Below are 22,306 nucleotides of genomic sequence, written 5' to 3'. Positions count from 1 at the left end.
AGATATTGGCGTATCCTTCCATACGTAAAAGAGTAAACCTTTTGAGCTTGTTTAGCGACAAGCTAAGATAAACTATTTTTTTAACTTTAAGTCAATACAAAATTATGCAAAATTATTTTAGCATCCAATTATTGCGGGTGGTAAAGTCTTCGCTTTGGCTGACCTCGAATAAAATACCAAGAACTATGCGACTATTTATTCTATTCCTAATTTGCTCTATGAGTTTTGTGCATGCCACAGATGTTTTTGCACAAAAGGTGGAGATCAGTATTGATATACATAATCAAACTGTAGAGAAAGTTCTGAAAGAAATAGAAAAGCAATCGGGCTTTGGCTTTTTCTTTAATAACAAACATGTTAACCTGAAAAGGATGGTTTCCGTTTCAGTTGACAAGAGTGATATATTTAAAGTGCTGGATGAAATCTTTGAAGGGACTAATGTGAAGTATTCCGTTTTGGATAAAAAGATTATTTTATCTACCGAAATGACATCGAAGCAACAACAAACGGTAAGAGTTTCGGGAAGAGTGACGGATGTGAACGGAGAACCGGTGATTGGTGCCAGTGTCGTTGAGAAAGGGACAACAAACGGTATCATAACTAATTTAGAGGGAGAGTTCTCCTTATCAGTGAGTTCGGAGAAAGCGGTGATTGAGATTTCTTATATCGGATATCAGACTCAGGAACTGAAAGTTGTTTCGGGAAAACCATTAAGTGTTACGATGAAAGAAGATACCCGGGCTTTGGAAGAGGTGGTCGTGGTTGGATATGGTTCACAGAAGAAAGTGAACGTGATTGGTTCGATTGCTGCGGTGGATAGTAAGAAACTTGAATCCAGAACCGCTCCCAGCGTTTCGAATATGCTGACCGGACAACTATCCGGAGTAACAATTACACAATCGAGCGGTAATCCCGGACAAGATCAAGGTACAATTCGTGTACGTGGTGTCGGTTCTTTTGGAGCAACCCCCGATCCTTTGGTGTTGGTTGACGGACTTCCCGGTAGCTTGAATGATTTGAATCCAGCTGATATTGAGAGTATTTCAATCTTGAAAGATGCTTCCTCTGCTGCTATTTACGGTTCGCGTGCTGCGAACGGTGTTGTACTTGTGAAAACCAAGGGTGGTCAAAAGGGTAAGGTTACCGTAAGTTATAACGGTTATGTCGGATTTAATCAGGCTACTGAATTACCTGAAATGTGTGATTCGTGGGAGTATGCCGAACTGTACAATAAAGCAATGGGCAAGGAGGTTTATACGGCAGAAGAGATTCAGAAATATAAAGATGGTTCCGATCCGTACAATTATCCTAATGAACACTATCTGGACAAATTATTGGGTAACAAAGGGCTGCAAACCGGACATGAACTGACTGTGAACGGAGGCAATGATAAAACACAATATATGGTTTCCTTTGGCTATGTAAAACAGAACGGGCTGATGAAACACAATCACTATGATCGTTATAACGGCAGAGTGAATCTGACGACAGAATTGGCTAAAAACCTTACATTAACCACACGTTTAGGCGGTGTCGTTTCAAAAAGAAGCGAGCCTTCTACTCCGGGTGGAATGGATTCTGCAGGATTTAAAGCTTTTTCAAGCAATGCACTTCGTTTCCCAGGATTGTGGGCTACCAAATTGGAAGATGGTTCGTACGGTTTAGGACCCAAGGTGCTTGGTACACCGTTGGCATGGTTGGATAGTGGTTCTTTTTATGATGAAAACTTTGATAAATTCCGTTCTAATGTAGAGTTGGCGTTTACACCGGTGAAAGGTTTAACTTTGAAAGCTATCGGAGGATATAATTATACCGGTCAGCAGATTCGTCACTATCGTTCGGCTATGGAGATTACAGGCGGTAAAAAGTTGGGTCCTTCTTCTCTGTCGGATACCATGTATAAAACGGTCTATAAAACGTTTCAGGCATTGGCAGATTACAATGTGAAATTCAGCAAGAATGATTTGTCTGTATTAGTCGGTTATACTTGGGAAGATGAATCGCAGAGAACCGTAGGAGGAAGCCGCCTGAATTTCCCATCGGATGAAGTCCCCTACCTGAACGCCGGAGGAGCTGATGGGCAAACCAATTCCGGTGGAGGCTATGATTGGGCCATTATGTCTGTTTTCGGACGTTTGACTTATAATTATGACCAACGCTATTTGTTTGAAACCACGATGCGCTATGATGGTTCTTCCCGTTTCCCGACAGATAATAAATTTGGTTTCTTTCCATCTGTTGCTGCAGGATGGCGTTTATCGGAGGAGCAATTTTTCAAAGAAGCAGAGTCACTGAGCTTTATTGATAATCTGAAGCTGAAAGCATCATACGGTATTCTGGGTAATAACAATATTGGTAACTATCCTTATCAGTCTACTTATGCTCTTGGAAAAGCAATGAACTATGTATTCGGGGGTGTTTATACTCAGGGTGCCGCAGTGACTACCTATGTTGATCCGACTCTAAAATGGGAAAAGACCCGTACTACGGATGTCGGTATCGAGACTGCTTTCTGGAAGAACAAACTGACGTTTAATGCAGCTTATTTCTATCGTAAGACAACAGACATCCTGTATAAACCGAGCGCAAGTTATTCTTCTATTTTCGGTCTTGCACTTTCGCAAGTCAACACGGGAAGTCTTGAAAACAAGGGATGGGAGTTTGAAATAGGGCACCAGAATAAGGTTGGTGAATTTAGTTATCATGTTAACGGAAACTTTTCCATTATCAAGAATAAAGTGATCAGTCTGGGTGTAGGAGATGTGGAGCAAAAGAGTGGAATGATAGGTAATGGTAGCAATCTGTTCCTGGGTTATCCGATGAATATGTTTTACGGTTATAAGACGGATGGCGTATTCTTGACTGATGAAGAAGTAAAAGAATGGCATGATCAGAGTAAGATTGCTCCTAACTCCAAAGCGGGTGATTTGCGTTATGTGGATATTTCCGGTGACGGAAAGGTGGATGAAGCCGATAAAGCTTATTTGGGATCGAAGATACCTCAATATACATTTGGTTTAGGATTGGGTGCCGAATACAAAGGATTCGATTTCAATATATTGCTTCAAGGAGTGGCCAAAGTAAAAGGACAGTTGACTAATTATGCCGGTTATGCTTTCTTCCAGGAAGGTAATATCCAGAAATGGCAGGCAGAAGAGACCTGGACGAATAATCAGTCGAACCGGTATCCTAAATATCCCCGTCTCGAGGTGATGTCGAATGCGGGTAGCAACAATACGCTGGGTTCTGACTTCTGGATTCTGGATGCCTCTTATCTCAAAGTGAGAAATATCCAGTTAGGATATACATTGCCCAAACATATAACTCAGAAGTTCGGTTCCTCCAACCTTCGTTTTTATATATCACTTGATAATCCATTCTCCATCAGCGGATATCGTAAAGGCTGGGATCCGGAAATTAATACAGACGGTAGTTATTATCCTATTCTGTCAACTTATACATTTGGTTTAACCTTAAAATTTTGATGTAAGATGAAGAGTTTAAAATATATAGTAGCATTGGCATTGGCGGCAGGACTGTTTCAAGCTTGTGATTTAGAGCGCTATCCACTGACAGACTTGTCTGAAGAGACTTTTTGGAATAGCGAATCGAATGCGGAACTGGCATTGACTTCTCTTTATAGAGGAAGCCTGACAGACGGCGTAGAGTATAACCCTTCGGATTGGTGGTCCTATCACGGAATGATTATGATGGAGCATCTTTCGGATAATGCTTTTGACCGTCGGGGGGAGAATAATCCTTTCTTCAAGATTTCAAGTGGTAATTTGACGGCTGATAATGCATTTATTAAAAGATATTGGGAAACGTCTTATAAGAGAATAGGTTACTGCAATCGTTTTCTTGTTGGCATTCAGAATAGTTCCGAATCGGCAAAAAAGACACGGATGATTGCTGAGGCCCGCTTTTTACGTGCAACCCAGTATTTTTATCTTGCCAGCTACTTCAAGGATGTTCCTTTGGTAGAGAATGTGCTGACGGGTGAAGAAGCCAACAATGTGACAAAGACTTCACAGGCCGATATCCTGAAATGGTGTGTAACCGAATTTACTGCAGCTGCGGCCGATTTGCCCCGTTTCTCCGCCATTCCGGCGGGAGAAGCCGGACGTGCTTGTAAACAGGCGGCCCTTGCTTTTCTCGGACGTACCTGCATGTTGCAGAAAGATTGGAAAAGTGGAGCAAAGGCTTTCCACGATATTATGGAATTGGGAGATAATGCGATAAACGCCAACTATCAGGAGCTGTTTTATCCTTCTACCGGAACTTCGAACAAGGAGAATATTTTCTACATCCAGTATCTGGAAAACTATCTGGGTACCGGTCTGCCGCAGCATGCACTTTCTGCCAAAGACGGGGGCTGGAGCCTGGTCAATCCGGCTGCTGATTTATACGAATCGTATGAATTTAAGGATGGAACTCCTTTCAGCTATGATGATCCGAGATATGACCCGTCTAATTTAGGAAAGGATCGCGATCCGCGTCTGGATTATACAATTTACTATAATGGTGCCATCTTTATGGGTACAGAGTATAAGATGAGTCCTGACTATAGTGCAGCCAAGAAAGAGAAGCTCGATTATACGAGCGAGGCTTCCAGAACCGGCTTTATGATGAGGAAATATTTTGAAGAATCGACACCTATAAACGATGTACAGAGCGCAAACGGACTGACTCCGATTATTCGTTATGCCGAAGTGTTGTTGGGATATCTGGAATGTCTGGTTGAAGATAATCAAACGATCACTCAGGGAACATTGGACGAGACAATCAATGCAGTGAGAGGTCGGGCCAGTGTGAAGATGCCTGTTATTACCGAAGTGAATCCGGCTAAACTTCGTGAGATCGTGCGTCACGAACGTCGCATTGAGTTGGCTATGGAAGGCATTCGCTACTGGGATATCATGCGATGGGGGATTGCACATGAAGTGTTGTCCCAGAAAATATGGGGTGCTCCCTATCCAAATTCAACTCAGTATGCAACAACGACCAAGGAGGTTGATCCGACAGGGAAGTGCCGTTGGTATGTTGGAAAACGTGCTTTCCGCAATCCGACAGATTATACATGGCCGATTCCACAGTCTGAACAGAATATTAATCCTAATTTACGCGACTAATTTAATAGCTTAAGCAATGAGACAATATGTATTATTGGCTTGTCTCTCTCCGGTAGCATGCCTGATGGCTGCTACCGGTCAGAAGGGAGGGAAAGCCCAACAAAAAGTAAACGATCGGAAACTCCCCAATGTTGTGTTTATCTATGCTGATGACCTCGGCTATGGTGATTTGGAATGTTACGGTGCAAAGAATGTGCAGACACCCCATGTAAACCGTTTGGCAGCTGAAGGGATCCGCTTTAATAATGCCCATGCTACAGCAGCTACAAGTACCCCATCCCGTTATTCCATGCTTACCGGAGAGTATGCCTGGCGTCGTCCGGGCACGGATATTGCGGCAGGCAATGCAGGGATGATTATCCGCCCCGAGCGTTATACGATGGCTGACATGTTTAAAAACGCCGGTTATGCTACTGCTGCTATCGGCAAATGGCATTTAGGATTGGGAGATAAGGATGGGGAACAAGATTGGAATGCTCCGTTGCCGACTGCTTTAGGAGATATCGGTTTTGATTATTCCTATATAATGGCTGCAACCGCTGATCGTGTTCCGTGTGTTTTTATAGAAAATGGCAAGGTGGCCAATTATGATCCCTCTGCTCCGATTGAGGTCAGTTATCGTAAACCGATTGAAGGAGAACCATTGGGAAAGGATCACCCGGAGTTGTTGTTCAATCTGAAGTCAAGCCATGGACATGATATGGCTATTGTCAATGGCATTGGTCGTATCGGATATATGAAAGGGGGAGGCAAGGCCTTGTGGAAAGACGAGAATATTGCTGATTCGATAACTTCACATGCCATAGGTTTCATTCGTGAGCATAAGGACGAGCCGTTCTTTATGTATTTTGCGACGAACGATGTTCATGTCCCTCGTTTTCCGCACGATCGCTTCCGTGGTAAAAATCCGATGGGATTGCGCGGAGATGCAATAGTCCAGTTTGACTGGAGTGTAGGTCAGATTATGGATACGCTTGATAAGCTGGGATTATCAGAAAATACCCTCATTATCCTGTCCAGTGATAACGGGCCGGTTGTTGATGATGGCTATCAGGATCGGGCAGAGGAGTTGCTGAACGGGCATAGTCCCGCAGGACCGTTACGTGGTAATAAGTACAGTGCTTTTGAAGGTGGAACCCGTATTCCCGCTATTGTCCGGTGGCCGAAGGGAGCTGCTTCAGCCGAGGTTTCCAATGCTTTAGTTTCACAAATTGATTGGTTTGCTTCTTTGGCTTCATTGGTTGGAGCAGGGCTACCCAAAGGAGCGGCACCTGACAGTTTTAACTTTCTGGATACTTGGTTAGGCAAGAATCAGTCCGATCGTCCATGGGTGATAGAGCAGGCTTCAAATCACACTTTGTCGGTCCGTACCAAAGATTGGAAGTATATTGAGCCGAATGACGGACCTGCCATGATTACCTGGGGACCTAAAATAGAAACCGGTAATTTGAGTACCCCCCAATTATATCATGTAGCAGATGATGTGGCGGAACGGAAGAACGAAGCTTCTTTATATCCGGAGCGGGTTTTTGAATTACAGAATATATTAAGGCATGTCCGGATGAAGAATCTGAAACCTTAGAAAACTTCTTGGCAGAAACAGGATGCCGTCTTAATGATAATATCGTTGAGGCGGCATCTTTTTTAGATGTGCTTTATATTTAATTTCATTATTTTCATGACAGAACAAGATTCTTGCCTATCTTTGTACTCAGGCTCCATTGACCTCATCAGAAATTACTCTTGAACAAATTTAATATGACAAACGAAAAAATGAAGTTGCTAAACTGTACCTTAGGGGTGGTAGCGGGGGTATCTTTGCCGGCTACTGCTTTGGCCGGAGCGCCGCAGTCTGCACAAGAAAAAACAGAAAAACAGCCCAACATTATCCTGATTGTTGCCGATGACTTGGGATACGGAGACTTAAGTTGTTATGGTGCCCATCGAATACAGACTCCGGGCATGGACCGTATAGCCAATGAAGGTATTCGGTTTACACAGGGATTCTGTACCGCAGCTACGTCCACTCCGAGCCGTTATTCGGTCATGACCGGGAAGTATCCCTGGAGCAATGTCGAAGCTAAGATTTTGCCGGGTAATGCCGCGTTGATTATTGATCCACAGAAGATAACATTGCCAAAGCTGATGAAGCAGGCAGGGTATACTACCGGTTCTGTCGGTAAATGGCATATCGGTCTGGGAGACGGGCATGTAGATTGGAATAAGGAGGTACATCCCGGTGCTGCCGAGATCGGTTACGATTATTCATTCATTCAGGCAGCGACGAATGATCGTGTTCCTTGTGTTTTTCTGGAAAATGGAAAAGTGGTCGGGCTGGATCCGAATGACCCTCTTTATGTGGATTATCGGAAAAATTTCCCTGGCGAACCCACCGGTAAAGACAATCCGGAGTTGTTGCGTATGCATCCCAGTGTGGGGCATGCAGGTTCCATCGTGAATGGGGTGCCTCGTATTGGTTTCCAAAAAGGCGGTAAGGCGGCACAGTGGAAAGATGAAGAAATGGCAGGATTATTTCTGGATAAAGCCAAACAATTTGTTGATGAAAACAAGGATAAACCTTTCTTTCTCTATTATGGACTTCATCAACCGCATGTACCTCGTGTGCCTAACGAACGTTTTGTCGGGAAGTCGGGTATGGGGCCTCGTGGCGACGTGATTCTGGAAGCTGATTGGTGTGTAGATCAATTTCTGAAAGAATTGGATAAACTGGGATTGGCAGAGAATACCATCGTGATTCTGACAAGTGACAACGGTCCGGTACTTGATGATGGCTACAAAGATGATGCTGTTGAATTGGTGGGTGATCACCAAATAGCCGGTCCTTTACGCGGAGGTAAAACAAGCATGTTTGATGGGGGAACCCGTATACCATTTATGCTTCGCTGGCCGGCCAGGGTGAAGCCTCAGGTATCAGATGTATTTGTTTGCCAGATGGATCTATTAGCTTCATTTGCTTCACTTCTGGGACAAAGTTATCCTGATAAAGTGGATAGTCAGAATACGATGGATGCTTTTTTAGGTAAGAGTAAAAAGGGTCGTAAAGAGTTAGTGATCGAAGGGATGTTCAATTATGCTTATCGTCAGGGTGACTGGGCACTGATTCCCCCTTATTATAATCCCTATAGTAAAGAAGACGGTGACTTTATCGGTTTAGGCTATGGCTATAAACTCTATAATCTGAAATCGGATATCGGTCAGCAGGAGAATCTGGCAGAGAAGTACCCTAAAAAGTTGGGTGAACTAATCAATCGTTTTGAATACCTGAAGGCGCATTCGGACAAGGTGACAAGGTATTGATTATCCATATGTCCGTCATGAACCCAATCCAAAAGAGGCTATTCGAATTATTCGGATAGCCTCTTTCAGTTATATCACAAGAAGGGGGCGGAACTATTTTTCCAATAAGTTTTTCAGAAAATCGTCCAGTTCTTTATCCAGCCCTTTCAGAAGTTCATCATTTACTAACAGTGTATCATCGTCTACAAGCAAAAGGTCGGAGATCGTCTCTTTATCTTCGTCTACCAATACGAAAGAATAAGGTTTAAGGATAGTCAACTTATCGAAACTTCCACCTTCTTTCATACGGCAGAGCATGGTGCGGAAGATTCTTTCAGCATCTTCGTAAAAGTCATCTCCCTCGTAGGCTGTCCATTCATCAATGGTTACACTGGATAATTCTTCATCTTCATCATCATAGATGAAGAGCTCACCGGAATTTTGGTTCGGTTGAATATGGATATCTGTGACGATGGTCTGTTCGCATCCACAGGTATATTTGTTAATTGCTTTTTGAATCGCAGATTCGATAATGGCTTGTGACTGCTGACTAAGTTTCATATCTTTTAGCTCTTTTTATTTAGCTCAAAGGTATAAAAAAAATAAGAACCCTTGCATGATTTCTTTAAAAATCATCATTAAATCTACTCATTTGGCCTTTAAGTTTGCCTAATCCCTCGGCCCTTTCCTTCAATTCGTTCACATAAAGGCTGGTCAGGTAGTAGTTGGGAATTCTGCTAAAGTCTATATCACTGCTCTTCAGTGAATCGATTTTATCTATTTTACGTGCAAATTCCTGTGCTTTGATAGCCCATTTCTCTGCTTCTTCCACACTATCTTTCATTTCGTGGTATAGGGCCAGATTGAAAGCTGCACGCATTTTCTTTTTGTTATTTTTAGTTGCTTCGAAAGCTTGTTCCCAAAGTTTTGATGCTTTGTCCCATTCATTTTCTTTCACATAGACGGCTGCGTCGCGCATTGCTACCGAGCCACTGATGAAGTAATAACGATAGGCTGTTTTCCAGTACGGCAGTATCTTGCTTACCGGAATGCTACCGGCAAACTCAGAGGATTCGCGAATCATTTGTTTGTCATCCGGGAGACGTGAGCGGACAAACGCTTCGGTATTTCCGTACTCTTCCCAAAAAATGCTGTCGTTGCTGTTGATCGTTACCATCGGGCTTTTCCGTCCCGGAAGATAAATCTTCACCGTAGGATAGATTTTAGTATCTAATGTACCATAATAAGTGTTCCATTCGGGAATATAACTGAAAACACGTGTTGATTTCATTTGCAAGTTTTCAAGTGAAATGATGAAATCAACACCTAAAGTCTGTGTCAAGGTCCGGACCTCTTCTTGGCTGAGGGTTGATTCACGAGGTCTGAAGTCCCGTGCGCGCAGAGCCGAATCACAAATAACGACTTCGTTAAAATAATTCTGCTCAGCTATGGCTTTGGCCAGTGCCTCGGTAGTGAGCACGGGCTGGCCGTCGTGATAGGATACTGCCCGGCTGAGTTCATTTTTATCTTTTATTTTATTTTCTTTGGGAGGTAAGGTATTATCAGGTGTGGCACTGACATTATTTACGATTGCCACCCGTTTCAACTCGTTAGGAAAACTGATTTCCGCAGGGAGCATATAATCAATGGAAAGTTGCTCAACAGTCTGGCAGGAACTGAAAGACACAAGGAGCAATACGAACAGAATATACGGATATTTTGTCATAGCCTGTTTTTTTACTTTTCTGAAAGAACAAAAATACGATTTTGATTGAATATAGAAAAGCCTCGAACAGTTTTTAACCGTTCAAGGCTTTTATTAAGGAGTTACGGGTTCTTTATATACTTAACTGTTCCGTCCGTGACAATTTTTATATTTTTTTCCGCTTCCACATGGGCAGGGATCATTGCGTCCTACTGTTTTTTCGGCACGGATGGGTTCACGTTTCACGGCTTCGCGCGTATCTTGCTGGGCAGCGGCCTGCTGATTCGGATCACTCAGATCTTGTTTTTGTTCCCGATATTTGCTCATGTCCTGACGTTGTTCCGGAGCTGCCTGGCGTACTTCTACGCGTCTGGCCGCTTCTTGCTGTTCTTCAGTTGGTTCGGCTACAGGAATCTGACCACGCATCAGGATGGATACAGTCTGATTATTGATCTTGTTTACCATATTATCAAACAAAGTCACCGATTCCAGTTTATAGATCAATAGCGGATCTTTCTGTTCGTAACTTGCGTTCTGTACCGAATGTTTCAGTTCGTCCAGTTCACGTAAGTTTTCTTTCCAAGACTCGTCGATGACATGGAGCAAGATCGATTTTTCGAATGATTTCACTACTTCTTTCGATTCGCTTTCGTAAGCAGCTTTCAGATTGCAAGAGATATTGTACATACGTTTTCCGTCCGTGATCGGAATCAGGATGTTTTCGTACATATGTCCTTGGTTCTCGTACACTTGCTTGATCACCGGATTGGCTATCTGTGCCAGACGTTCTGTCTTGCGCTTGAAGTTAGCCATTGCCACATCGAATGTTTTATCTGCCAGTTTATCCTTTTTCTCGTTGCGGAACTCTTCTTCTGTGAAAGGAACCTCCATTGCGAGCGTTTGGAGCAAGTCCAGCTTACATTCTTCGTAGTCTGCATTGTTCTCGATAGCGGCGGCACAACGGTCCCAAATCATATTAACGATATCCATTCCGATACGTTCACCCATCAGCGCATGGCGGCGTTTGGTATAAACAACCGTACGTTGCTTATTCATTACATCGTCATACTCCAACAGACGTTTACGGATACCGAAGTTGTTTTCTTCTACCTTTTTCTGTGCACGCTCGATGGAGTTGGAGATCATCTTGTGCTCGATCATTTCACCTTCCTGGAATCCCAGTTTATCCATCACGCTGGCGATACGGTCGGAAGAGAAGAGGCGCATCAGGTCGTCCTCGAGTGAAACGAAGAAGACAGATGAACCCGGGTCACCCTGACGTCCTGCACGTCCGCGCAACTGACGGTCTACACGACGTGACTCGTGACGTTCGGTACCGATGATTGCCAAACCGCCTGCTGCTTTTACTTCAGGACTCAGCTTGATGTCCGTACCACGACCGGCCATGTTTGTAGCAATGGTTACCGTACCGCTCAAACCTGCTTTAGCAACGATGTCTGCCTCCCTCTGGTGAAGTTTCGCATTCAATACGTTGTGTTCGATCTTGCGCATGGTCAGCATCTTGCTCAGCATCTCGGAGATTTCTACCGAAGTAGTACCCACCAATACCGGGCGTCCTGCCTGTACCAGTTGTTCTATTTCTTCGATTACGGCTTTATACTTTTCGCGTTTTGTTTTATAAACGCGGTCATTCATGTCTTTGCGGGCAATCGGTCGATTGGTCGGAATCACGACTACATCCAGTTTGTAAATGTCCCACAACTCACCGGCTTCTGTTTCGGCCGTACCGGTCATACCCGAGAGTTTATGATACATACGGAAGTAGTTCTGCAGAGTGATGGTGGCAAAAGTTTGTGTGGCAGCTTCTACTTTCACACCTTCCTTCGCTTCGATGGCCTGATGCAGTCCGTCTGAGTAACGGCGGCCTTCCATGATACGTCCTGTTTGTTCGTCAACGATCTTCACTTGTCCGTCGATTACCACATACTCATCATCCTTTTCGAACATGGTGTATGCCTTCAGTAACTGGTTGATGGTGTGTACACGTTCTGACTTGATGGCATAATTGGTCAGCAAGGCATCTTTCTTTTCAAGCTTTTGTTCGTCGCTCAATCCATGTTCGTTTTCCAATTCCGAAAGTTGGGCGGCTATGTCCGGCAATACGAATAAAGTCGGATCTTCCGAGTTACCGGTGATCAGGTCTACACCTTTATCTGTCAGATCTACGCTGTTCAACTTTTCGTCAATCACGAAGTACAATGGATCTGTTGCTTCATGCATGCGTTTGTTGTTTTGCTCCATGTAGATCTCTTCCGTTTTCAGCATACCGGCTTTGATTCCCTGTTCACTGAGGAATTTGATCAATGCCTTATTTTTAGGCAGTGCTTTGTGGCTGCGGAACAGAGCGAGAAATCCTTCTTCCACCTCTTTCTTATCATTCGAGTTGATAAGTCTCTTAGCCTCCGATAAGTATTTAGTTGCTAACTCTTTCTGTTTCTCCACAAGGCGTTCTACCAATGGGCGGAGTTGCTCAAAGAGTTGGTCTTCGCCTTTGGGCACGGGACCTGAAATAATCAACGGAGTACGGGCATCGTCAATCAATACCGAGTCCACCTCGTCGACGATGGCATAGTTGTGCTGGCGCTGTACAAGGTCTTTCGGGCTGATAGCCATATTATCACGCAGATAGTCGAAACCGAATTCATTGTTCGTTCCGAAAGTGATGTCTGCCAAATAAGCCTGGCGGCGTGCGTCAGAGTTGGGTTGGTGACGGTCGATGCAGTCCACGCTGAGTCCGTGGAACATATAAAGCGGTCCCATCCATTCGGAGTCACGTTTAGCCAGATAGTCGTTCACGGTTACTACATGTACGCCGTTTCCGGTCAGGGCATTCAGGAATACGGGAAGCGTAGCTACAAGAGTCTTACCTTCACCGGTCGCCATTTCGGCAATTTTCCCTTTGTGCAGTACTACACCGCCAAACAACTGTACGTCGTAGTGAACCATGTTCCATACCGTGTCATTTCCACCGGCATTCCAATGATTCTGCCAGATGGCTTTGTCACCTTCGATGCGCACGAAGTCTTTGGTAGCCGCCAGGGTGCGGTCGAAATCTGTAGCTGTAACTACTATTTCTTCGTTTTCAGAGAAACGTTTGGCAGATTCTTTCACGATGGAGAAAGCTACCGGCAATACTTCGTCAAGTGCTTTTTCGTATATCTCTAATATTTCTTTTTCAATTTTGTCGATCTGAGCGAATACTTCTTCGCGGTCTTCCAGTTCCACGCTTTCGATGCCTGCTCTGAGTTCGTCAGCTTTAGCACGTTCTTTGCTTGCCGAGTTGCGGATGTATTCTTTAAGTTCCTCTGTTTTTGCACGGAGGCCGTCATTGTCAAGCTTAGCAACCTCTGGGTAAGCGGCTTTGATCTTGTCTACCCAGGGTTGAATTTCTTTCATGTCTCGTGTGGATTTGTTTCCGAAAATCGAGCTTAAAAATTCATTAAATCCCATTATCTATTATTTATGTTTATTATTTACTAAATTGATTCAACTGCGCAAAGTTACATTAAAATGCTGATTTATTTGCGCTTTGCACACTGTTTTTTGTGTGGAAAGTGTCACCGGATGTCGGTAATCGGAGTTGCAGTGCATGCGTTCGGGGCCCGTATTCTCAGGATGTGAGCTACGGTAGGAGCTATGTGGTCGACGGTTACGGGCGTGTTGATTACGGCCGGTTTTACGCCACTGCCCAGAAAAATAAGCGGAGACGGAATATGTGCTTTCCGGACCACTTTATGGTCGGATGTATTTTCATTGACGATGGTCCAGCCCGGCAATACGTCGATCAACAGATCGCCCGAGCGTTTACGGTGGAAACCATTCCGTATCATTGAGATGTCCGGTGTCCAGGCCCCCAATAACAGGCGTTTACCCGAATAAACCTCGTTTACCCCACTAAACTGGATCAGGAATTCAGCGGCTTTTTCCTGAATATCTGCCAAATCCAGTTGTTTTTCTTCTATCAGTTTATGGTTGAGATAAATTTGCTGGTCGTAGTAGGCTTCCACGTATTGTCCCTGACCGTAAGTAGCCATCAGATACATGTTCAACAGGGCCGCACAACGGTTCAGGTGGAACTCTCCGGTCGGAACCCGGTAGAGTCCCCGGTCTGCCGATTCAGTATCGGTATATCCGGTGGAAGTGATAAAGAAGACAACGTTCTGTAAGCCTACTTTCTTGTCGATGATATCCAGCAAAGAAGCAATGCTGCGGTCGAGGCGAACGTAGGTGTCCTGCATCTCCATAGCGCATTCCTGTACACTCTTGTGGGCATAATTGCCGGCGTAATAGGTGAGTGAGAGCATGTCGGGAGTATTGTCTTTTCCCATTGTGCTCTTGTCCAGAAGCTCCTCGGTCAGCAAGTTAACTTCATCGTTGATAAAAGGGCTTGTAATCAGCCGTTTGTATTTATTGATGCGGTCATCGTCAAATTTATATTTAAAGGCTGCGTCCCTCCATTCGGGTAGGAATGTGTAATTTTGCATGGGGTGGACAGGAGTCCACGTCATATCGGCAATGCGGAAGTCTACGGCATTCCGATCGTTATATTGGCTCACCCACCATGGAAATTCACTATAATAAGTTGTTCCGCACCATTTTCCGGTAGTATTGTTGAGCCAGAATGCGCCATTTCCGGCATGTCCGGCTGCAAGAATGGCAGCGTCACGGAAGGGGGCGATAGCATATACTAATCCTTCGTTGCGGGTAGCTATTTTGAGTTCGTCGGCAATTGTTGAGGTCAGGAGATGTGAAGGAGAAGAACTTTCATTCGTGTAATTACCCATAAATGAAGGATCGTCTACACAACTCACGGTGCGCAGGATCGACACATCCATCCAGCGTTTACCGATGATTCCGTTGACCGAAGGAGTGGTGCCTGTATAAATGGCTGCGATGGCCGATGCGCGGTCTGTGCCACAGAAAGTATATTCGGCATTCCGGAATACGCGTCCTTCTTTCCAAAGCCGCCTGAAGCCTTTGTCGCCATACAAAGTTGAAAAAGCTTCCAGATAGTCCGTACGTAACTGGTCGATTGTAAGTCCCACCACTAATTTCGGAGTAGTGGGAAGTGGCTGGGCTTGCAGCCCGGTAAAAGTAAGTACGGTCAGTATGGAGGTTAATAGTCCTTTCATTTAGCTTTTTTGTATGTCAGTATAAGGTTGCTTGCAGAACGTATCAGCAAACTGAGTGCCAAAGGTAATACTGCTAAGTCGAAATTTTGTGGTATTACAGGGAAAAACGCTATAAAAAGTGTTAAAACCATGCAATTCAGCAGATGATACCTACTTTTGCGCTGCTTCCGTTCATCGTTTATGAAGAAAGGGAGGCAGAGCAGATGTCCCGGGTGAAAGACAAATAACAAGTAATTCGCCCCCACCGTGGGATGCTCGGAGAAAAGAGCAAGGAAAGCAATAATGCATCCTGCGATACCTGCTGCGGCGAATACTGCTATATCCAGTCCCCAAAGACTTTTCTTTTTTCGCAGGCCATAGACCGTAGCTATGCCGATGCCGATAAAAAACAGAAGAGATAGGCGGATGGGGGTAAGTGTATCCCAGATGTCACTTTCTGCAGGTGCGGATACGTCCGGTTCGCAGTCGATAATTTTTTGAGTGGCGGTCACTAACGGTCTGTTTTCGGATGCGTTAACGATGCGCGCTTTGTCAAAAGCATCCATCAGATAGAATGGTGAGAACATCATTTGTCTTTCGCTGATGGGGCGGTCGGCCTGGCTGCCGATGCAGAAGTCGATTCCGAATTGTGCCCAGGGGTGTCCTTTCGTGTATTGGTGAACAATATCCCGATAAGATTTAGTCTCGTTATTTTCGGTATATGTATTGCTGAAGAGCAGTTGGCTGCCACTTTTTTGCAGGCTCTCTTCCACTTTGTCCCGTGGTCGGGTAGCACAATTATCGTAGAAAAAATTATAGCGGTATATCCGGTTTTCCGGGCGGTAATTTTCTTCCAGAAGGGTGATTAACTGTTGTTGTTCTTCGGCTGTCAGATTGAGCGTCTGCTGCCATACACTGCGTCCGAAGTATTCATATTCGACGGCAAAATGACGGTAATCTTCCACTCCCAACCGGTAGTCGGCATTGCCGAGTGCAAAACGTAGCGTAAAGTTAGGGGTGTTGAAACTGAACAGGCCGTAGTTGTACACCCTATCGATACCCCGTGCCGGTTCTTCATAGCGGATGGCAGTATGTCCGAATAACGAATAGATTTCTTCCCCCGGAGCGCACGTCAGCAGGCTGATTCGGACAGAATCAGGCGAGGATGGACTCTCTGTTCCCCATGTCAGGATGGTGAAGAAAGAAAAAAATATCAGGAGCAAATGTCGCAACTTTGAGTTCATGTGGCAAAGATACTGCTTTTGCGGGATAAAATACTCGATTAAGTGAATAAATCTGTCACTTTTTCCCGACCGCCGGGCTGTTTGTGTCGGAGCGCCGGGCTACAGATTGCGGAGCGCCGGGCTGCATACATCCGACCGCCGGGCTACGGGGCCGGAGCGCCGGGCTACAAATCTTTTTGTGATAAGTTTACCGGGGATGGCATCGGCAGCGGCGGTATCTTGTTTCTTCTGTTATTGTTATGTTCTGTATTGTATTGTTCTGTATTGTATTGTAGGTTTTTCTGGGTTTTTATACATACGTAAGGCGTTGCTAATCAATGGTGAAAACTGGATGTTTGGTTTTGGGTTTTCTGTCTTCCTTTTCGTGCGCTTTTTCAGGCGGGTTTTCTGTTTTAAAACGTGTTTCTTCGATAGCTCGTCAAGTCGTCTTTTGGGGGCTTTTCTTTGCCTCCCAATGCTTTTTATTTCTTATTTCAGTATGCAAATAAATTTTATCCCTTATCTTTGCACCCTCAAACAGAGAGAAAGTGAACTTAATTATCGATATTGGAAATACAGTAGCCAAGGTAGCGCTTTTTGACCAAACTTCTATGGTAGAAGTTGTTTACGATTCTAATCAATCTCTGGATTGTTTAGAGGCAGTTTGCAGCAAATATAATGTTCGAAAAGCAATTGTTGCCACTGTTATAGACTTAAACGAATGTGTGTTGGCTCAGTTGGGTAAGCTCCCTGTACCCATTTTATGGTTGAATTGCAATACGCCGCTTCCGGTAACGAATCTGTATGAAACACCTGAAACTCTCGGCTATGACCGAATGGCTGCTGTTGTAGCGGCCAACGATCAGTTTCCCGGTAAAGACATTCTGGTGATTGATGCGGGTACATGTATCACTTATGAATTTATTGACTCTTTGGGGCAATATCATGGTGGAAATATTTCGCCCGGATTATGGATGCGTCTCAAAGCGCTTCATCAGTTCACCGGGCGTTTGCCTTTGATCAATGCGGAAGGACGCCTGCCGGATATGGGAAAAGATACTGAAACAGCCATTCGTTCCGGAGTGAAAAAAGGGATAGAATACGAAATTGCAGGGTATATTACGGCTATGAAGCATAAATATCCTGAACTTTTGGTTTTTTTAACGGGCGGAGATGATTTTTCTTTTGATACGAAATTAAAAAGTGTCATCTTTGCAGATAGATTTTTAGTGTTGAAAGGATTAAATAGAATATTAAACTATAATAATGGTAGGATATAAACAGACACTTTGTGCGCTTCTGCTCACGATATTATTACCCGGAGTGGCAATCGCTCAAAATAATACAAACTCTCCTTATACACGATATGGTTATGGTCAGTTGGCTGATCAGTCATTTGCAAATAGTAAAGCAATGGGAGGGATTGCTTATGGGTTGCGCAATGGATCACATATTAATCCGTTAAATCCTGCTTCTTACACAGCGATTGATTCGTTGACTTTTCTTTTCGACGGAGGGTTTTCGATGCAAAATACCAACTTCAGTAGTGAAGGAACAAAGCTGAATGCGAAAAATTCAAGTTTTGACTACATCGCCATGCAGTTCCGTTTGCAAAAATGGATAGCCATGAGTATTGGTTTGTTGCCTTATTCGAGTGTCGGCTATAGCATGGCAAAAGCAGATAAAGACGTTGCGTCGGAAGATGCGCAGAATGTGACTACATTTTCCGGAGACGGCGGGTTGCATCAGCTTTATGTAGGTTTTGGAGTGAAAGTGCTTAAAAATTTGTCTGTCGGTGCGAATGTGTCTTACTTTTGGGGTGAAATAACACGTACGGCACGCATTGCTTTCCCGAATAATGAAAATGCTTTTGCTTTTCAAAATGTTGATTATTTGTCCGTTCGCGACTATAAATTGGATTTTGGGGCACAGTATACACAACAGTTTGGCAGAAAACATGCTGTTACTTTAGGAGTTGTGTTCTCACCTAAAAAAGATTTGCATAATGAAGCTTATGTGCAAAGGGCAACACTTACCAATTCCAATAGTAACCAGACAGTTGCGGTGAGCACTATCGATACGGTGGCCACCTATGGGACACCAAACAGTTTTGGAGTGGGACTCACCTACGAATATGACAAACGTCTGATCATTGGTGCAGATTTTAATTTGCAGAAATGGGGAGATGTAACCTATATGAATCAGCCTAACGCCTTTTGCGATGCAATGAAAATTTCAGTAGGTGCCGAATATATGCCGAATCGTTTTTCACGCAGTTATCTGGCACATATTAAATATCGTGTTGGCGGATATTATTCGGAACCCTACTATAAGATAGGGGGGGAGAGAGCTTCTCGTGAGTATGGAGTGACAGCCGGTTTGGGGTTACCGCTTCCGGGGTCACGTTCGCTAATCAATGTTTCAGCCCAATACATTAAAGTACACGGACTGAGAGCTGGTATGGTAGATGAAAATACATTGCGGTTGAGTCTTGGAATTACCTTTAATGAAGGCTGGTTCTTCAAACGTAAAGTAAAATAACAGAAAGAATAGACGGTATTATATAACAACTAAAATTTAGATACAATGAAAATTAAAACGCTTGTGGCTGTGTTGTTTCTTTCGGCGGGAGCAACAACTGTGGTAGCACAGGACGACGCTAATTGTAATTCGAACAGTAGTATTTCTCACGAAGCGGTGAAAGCAGGCAACTTTAAAGATGCCTATACTCCGTGGAAAGCTGTTTTGGAGAACTGTCCGACTCTTCGTTTCTATACCTTCACAGACGGTTATAAAATTCTGAAAGGGTTGCTGGGACAGATCAAAGACAGAAATTCTGCTGAATACAAACAGTATTTTGACGAGTTGATGAATACCCATGATCTTCGTATGAAGTATACTCAGGAATTTTTGGGAAAAGGTGTGAAAGTATCATCAGAGGACGAAGCTTTGGGGATCAAGGCTGTTGATTATATTGCCTTTGCTCCTAAAATGGATGTAAACCAGGCTTATGAGTGGCTGAAAAAGTCGGTAGATGCTGTAAAAGGTGAATCTTCGGGAGCTACTATATTCTACTTCCTGCAAATGTCACATGATAAACTGAAAACAGATCCTGCCCACAAAGAACAGTTTATTCAGGATTACCTGAGTGCATCCGAATATGTGGATGCTGCCATAGCTGCTGCTGATAAAGAGAGTACAAAGAAAGCGCTTACTGGTATCAAAGACAATCTGGTAGCTCTGTTCATCAATAGCGGTACAGCCGATTGTGAATCACTGCAAGCAATCTATGCTCCCAAAGTAGAAGCTAATCAGACAGATCTGGCTTATTTAAAGAAAGTTATCGACATTATGAAGATGATGAAATGTACAGATAGTGAAGCCTATCAACAAGCTTCATTCTATGTGTATAAAATAGAGCCTTCAGCTGAAGCTGCTACAGGATGTGCCTACCAAGCTTATAAGAAGGGGGATATTGAAACTTCTGTGAAGTTCTTTGATGAAGCGATTAATCTGGAAACGGATAATGCGAAGAAAGCGGAAAAAGCTTATGCTGCTGCCAGTGTTTTAACTACTGCTAAGAAGTTATCTCAGGCAAGATCATATGCTCAGAAAGCAATCAGTTTCAATGAAAACTACGGTGCTCCTTATATCCTTATTGCTAACCTGTATGCAATGAGTCCGAACTGGAGTGATGAATCAGCATTGAATAAGTGTACTTATTTTGTGGTTATTGATAAGTTGCAGAAAGCTAAATCTGTAGATCCGAGTGTTGCAGAAGAGGCTAACAAAATGATCGGTAGATATTCCGCTTATACTCCGCAGGCTAAAGACTTGTTCATGTTGGGTTACAAAGCTGGTGACCGCATCACTATCGGTGGCTGGATTGGAGAGACTACAACGATCAGATAAATTTATGTTGCGACAACAAAGTAACAGTTTATTAAATAAAAGTTTGAGCATAACAATTGTCTTCGGGGCAATTGTTATGCTTCTTTTATTTTCTTCCTGTGGCGGAAGAAATAAGGCAATGGCCGATGCCATTACCGAACGGGATTCCCTGCCTGTCATGGACACGCGAGGGGTGACGACTCTTATATCCGATTCCGGAGTTACGCGTTATCGGGTCAATACTGAAGAGTGGCTGATTTTTGACAAGAAGAAACCCTCGTATTGGGCCTTTGAGAAAGGAATTTATTTGGAGCAGTTCGACTCCTTGTTTCATGTAGATGCAAGTATAAAGGCAGATACGGCTTATTATTACGACCGTGACCGGCTTTGGAAGCTTATTGGGAATGTAGACATTAAAAGTCTGAAAGGAGATCATGTCAGTACCGAATTATTATACTGGAATGAAGCCACCAAGAAAGTATATACCGATAAATTTGTCCAGATGGAGCAGCCCGATCAGGTGATAACCGGATATGGTTTTGAGTCGGATGACCGATTTCTGAAGCCGGTTGTTCACAATATTGCCGGTATATTTTATGTTGATCAAGATGCCGAAAAGGCAAAAACAGATTCTGTAAATTAGTTATGAGTATCATTATTTACCTGTTGATAACCATGGCATTCTCCGCCTTCTTTTCCGGTATGGAGATTGCTTTTGTTTCGGTAGACAAACTTCGTTTTGAAATGGATCGGAAAGGGGGAGTGTCGTCTCGTATTCTTTCGCTTTTCTTCCGGAACCCGAATGATTTTATTTCTACCATGTTGGTCGGGAATAACATTGCTTTGGTTATCTATGGTATATTGATGGCACAGATTATCGGTGATAATTTGCTGGCCGGGTGGATTACCAATCATTTTGTGATGGTATTGATACAGACCGTTATTTCTACATTGATTATCCTGGTAACAGGAGAGTTCTTGCCCAAAACACTTTTTAAGATCAATCCGAATCTGGTTCTGAATGTATGTGCGCTTCCTCTTTTTATCTGTTATATCATTCTTTATCCGATATCCAAATTCTCGTCGGGAGTTTCTTATCTTTTCCTTCGCCTGTTCGGGATGAAAGTGAATAAGGAGGCTTCGGCAAAAGCTTTTGGAAAAGTAGACCTCGATTATTTTGTCCAGTCGAGTATAGATAATGCCGAAAGCGAAGAGACCCTGGATACAGAAGTGAAAATCTTTCAGAATGCTCTCGATTTTTCGACGGTTAAAATACGAGATTGCATTGTTCCCCGTACGGAAGTAGTAGCCGTTGCATTGGATACCTCGCTTGAGGAACTTAAAAACCGGTTTGTAGAATCCGGAATATCAAAAATAATTGTTTATGACGGAAACATAGACAATGTCGTGGGGTACATTCATTCGTCGGAAATGTTCCGTAACCCGAAAGACTGGCGCGACCATGTGAAAGAGGTACCTATTGTGCCCGAAACAATGGCTGCCCATAAGCTGATGAAACTGTTTATGCAGCAAAAGAAGACTATTGCCGTAGTAGTGGATGAGTTCGGAGGAACTTCGGGCATTGTCAGTCTGGAAGATCTTGTTGAAGAAATTTTTGGTGACATAGAGGATGAACATGACAATACTTCCTATATCTGCAAGCAAATCGGAGAGCATGAATATGTGCTCTCGGCCCGTCTTGAAATAGAGAAAGTAAATGAAACTTTCGATTTGGACCTCCCGGAGTCCGATGACTATCTGACAGTGGGAGGATTAATCTTGAATCAGTATCAGAGTTTCCCAAAATTGCACGAATTGGTATCCGTGGGTAAATATCAGTTTAAAATAATTAAGGTTACAGCAACGAAAATCGAACTTGTTCGGCTGAAAGTGATGGAATAATGATCGATAACTGTAATTTTTTAG

Annotated in this window: 14 protein-coding genes; 9 read left to right on the top strand and 5 right to left on the bottom strand. The window is 43.7% G+C overall.

Annotation, left to right across the window (positions count from 1 at the left end):
* The first annotated feature begins 104 nt into the window (after positions 1-104).
* From ISX59_RS05190 to ISX59_RS05175, 4 genes are all read left to right on the top strand, one after another.
* Positions 105-3,485 carry a TonB-dependent receptor gene (locus ISX59_RS05190; RefSeq protein WP_005818675.1) on the top strand — a complete coding sequence of 1,127 codons (3,381 nt, stop codon included), beginning with the start codon at positions 105-107 and terminating at the stop codon, positions 3,483-3,485.
* Between the two features lie 6 nt (positions 3,486-3,491).
* Positions 3,492-5,132, top strand: coding sequence for a RagB/SusD family nutrient uptake outer membrane protein (locus ISX59_RS05185; protein WP_005775803.1), 1,641 nt, complete (start codon positions 3,492-3,494; stop codon positions 5,130-5,132).
* A 16-nt stretch (positions 5,133-5,148) separates the two neighbouring features.
* Positions 5,149-6,714: an arylsulfatase gene (locus ISX59_RS05180; RefSeq protein WP_005809968.1), complete on the top strand. Its 1,566-nt coding sequence runs from the start codon at positions 5,149-5,151 to the stop codon at positions 6,712-6,714.
* A 176-nt stretch (positions 6,715-6,890) separates the two neighbouring features.
* Positions 6,891-8,450, top strand: a complete 1,560-nt coding sequence (locus ISX59_RS05175) for an arylsulfatase (RefSeq protein WP_195341444.1) — start codon at positions 6,891-6,893, stop codon at positions 8,448-8,450.
* A 93-nt stretch (positions 8,451-8,543) separates the two neighbouring features.
* On the opposite strand, the gene ISX59_RS05170 is transcribed toward ISX59_RS05175, so the two are convergent.
* From ISX59_RS05170 to ISX59_RS05150, 5 genes are all read right to left on the bottom strand, one after another.
* Positions 8,544-8,990, bottom strand: coding sequence for a hypothetical protein (locus ISX59_RS05170; RefSeq protein WP_005775807.1), 447 nt, complete (start codon positions 8,988-8,990; stop codon positions 8,544-8,546).
* A gap of 64 nt (positions 8,991-9,054) precedes the next feature.
* Complete coding sequence (locus ISX59_RS05165) at positions 9,055-10,155, bottom strand: DUF6340 family protein (protein WP_005809963.1); 1,101 nt, start codon at positions 10,153-10,155, stop codon at positions 9,055-9,057.
* A gap of 120 nt (positions 10,156-10,275) precedes the next feature.
* Positions 10,276-13,605, bottom strand: a complete 3,330-nt coding sequence (gene secA, locus ISX59_RS05160) for a preprotein translocase subunit SecA (RefSeq protein WP_005775809.1) — start codon at positions 13,603-13,605, stop codon at positions 10,276-10,278.
* Positions 13,606-13,712: 107 nt separating this feature from the next.
* Positions 13,713-15,287, bottom strand: a complete 1,575-nt coding sequence (locus tag ISX59_RS05155; protein ID WP_005775810.1) for an alkaline phosphatase family protein — start codon at positions 15,285-15,287, stop codon at positions 13,713-13,715.
* Positions 15,284-16,510 (bottom strand): DUF4105 domain-containing protein, encoded by a 1,227-nt coding sequence (locus ISX59_RS05150; RefSeq protein WP_005775812.1) that lies wholly within the window; start codon positions 16,508-16,510, stop codon positions 15,284-15,286. Before ISX59_RS05150 ends, ISX59_RS05155 begins: the two co-directional genes overlap by 4 nt.
* Positions 16,511-17,037: 527 nt before the next feature.
* Between ISX59_RS05150 and ISX59_RS05145 the strand changes: the two genes are divergently transcribed.
* The 5 genes from ISX59_RS05145 to ISX59_RS05125 are packed head-to-tail and all read left to right on the top strand — an operon-like array spanning position 17,038 to position 22,282.
* Positions 17,038-17,769, top strand: coding sequence for a type III pantothenate kinase (locus ISX59_RS05145; RefSeq protein WP_005775814.1), 732 nt, complete (start codon positions 17,038-17,040; stop codon positions 17,767-17,769).
* Positions 17,756-19,030: a hypothetical protein gene (locus ISX59_RS05140; RefSeq protein WP_005775815.1), complete on the top strand. Its 1,275-nt coding sequence runs from the start codon at positions 17,756-17,758 to the stop codon at positions 19,028-19,030. The genes ISX59_RS05145 and ISX59_RS05140 overlap by 14 nt, the downstream gene beginning before the upstream one ends.
* 45 nt (positions 19,031-19,075) lie before the next feature.
* Positions 19,076-20,401 carry a hypothetical protein gene (locus tag ISX59_RS05135; RefSeq protein WP_005775816.1) on the top strand — a complete coding sequence of 442 codons (1,326 nt, stop codon included), beginning with the start codon at positions 19,076-19,078 and terminating at the stop codon, positions 20,399-20,401.
* 4 nt (positions 20,402-20,405) lie between these two features.
* Entirely contained in the window at positions 20,406-21,023 is a 618-nt protein-coding gene (gene lptC / locus ISX59_RS05130; protein ID WP_005809955.1) for an LPS export ABC transporter periplasmic protein LptC, read from the top strand.
* 2 nt (positions 21,024-21,025) lie between these two features.
* Positions 21,026-22,282 carry a hemolysin family protein gene (locus tag ISX59_RS05125; RefSeq protein ID WP_005809954.1) on the top strand — a complete coding sequence of 419 codons (1,257 nt, stop codon included), beginning with the start codon at positions 21,026-21,028 and terminating at the stop codon, positions 22,280-22,282.
* The last annotated feature ends 24 nt before the right edge of the window (positions 22,283-22,306 follow it).

Source organism: Bacteroides sp. FSHCM14E1, assembly GCF_019633785.1.
In the GTDB taxonomy this organism is placed as follows: domain Bacteria; phylum Bacteroidota; class Bacteroidia; order Bacteroidales; family Bacteroidaceae; genus Bacteroides; species Bacteroides hominis.
This window is presented reverse-complemented; position numbering and strand designations above follow the sequence as displayed.

Excerpts from the sequence above, each read along its gene's own strand:
- ISX59_RS05190 (WP_005818675.1), top strand. The coding sequence starts at position 105 with ATGCAAAATTATTTTAGCATCCAATTATTGCGGGTGGTAAAGTCTTCG.
- ISX59_RS05185 (WP_005775803.1), top strand. The coding sequence starts at position 3,492 with ATGAAGAGTTTAAAATATATAGTAGCATTGGCATTGGCGGCAGGACTG.
- ISX59_RS05180 (WP_005809968.1), top strand. The coding sequence starts at position 5,149 with ATGAGACAATATGTATTATTGGCTTGTCTCTCTCCGGTAGCATGCCTG.
- ISX59_RS05175 (WP_195341444.1), top strand. The coding sequence starts at position 6,891 with ATGACAAACGAAAAAATGAAGTTGCTAAACTGTACCTTAGGGGTGGTA.
- ISX59_RS05170 (WP_005775807.1), bottom strand. The coding sequence starts at position 8,990 with ATGAAACTTAGTCAGCAGTCACAAGCCATTATCGAATCTGCGATTCAA.
- ISX59_RS05165 (WP_005809963.1), bottom strand. The coding sequence starts at position 10,155 with ATGACAAAATATCCGTATATTCTGTTCGTATTGCTCCTTGTGTCTTTC.
- secA (WP_005775809.1), bottom strand. The coding sequence starts at position 13,605 with ATGGGATTTAATGAATTTTTAAGCTCGATTTTCGGAAACAAATCCACA.
- ISX59_RS05155 (WP_005775810.1), bottom strand. The coding sequence starts at position 15,287 with ATGAAAGGACTATTAACCTCCATACTGACCGTACTTACTTTTACCGGG.
- ISX59_RS05150 (WP_005775812.1), bottom strand. The coding sequence starts at position 16,510 with ATGAACTCAAAGTTGCGACATTTGCTCCTGATATTTTTTTCTTTCTTC.
- ISX59_RS05140 (WP_005775815.1), top strand. The coding sequence starts at position 17,756 with ATGGTAGGATATAAACAGACACTTTGTGCGCTTCTGCTCACGATATTA.
- ISX59_RS05135 (WP_005775816.1), top strand. The coding sequence starts at position 19,076 with ATGAAAATTAAAACGCTTGTGGCTGTGTTGTTTCTTTCGGCGGGAGCA.
- lptC (WP_005809955.1), top strand. The coding sequence starts at position 20,406 with ATGTTGCGACAACAAAGTAACAGTTTATTAAATAAAAGTTTGAGCATA.
- ISX59_RS05125 (WP_005809954.1), top strand. The coding sequence starts at position 21,026 with ATGAGTATCATTATTTACCTGTTGATAACCATGGCATTCTCCGCCTTC.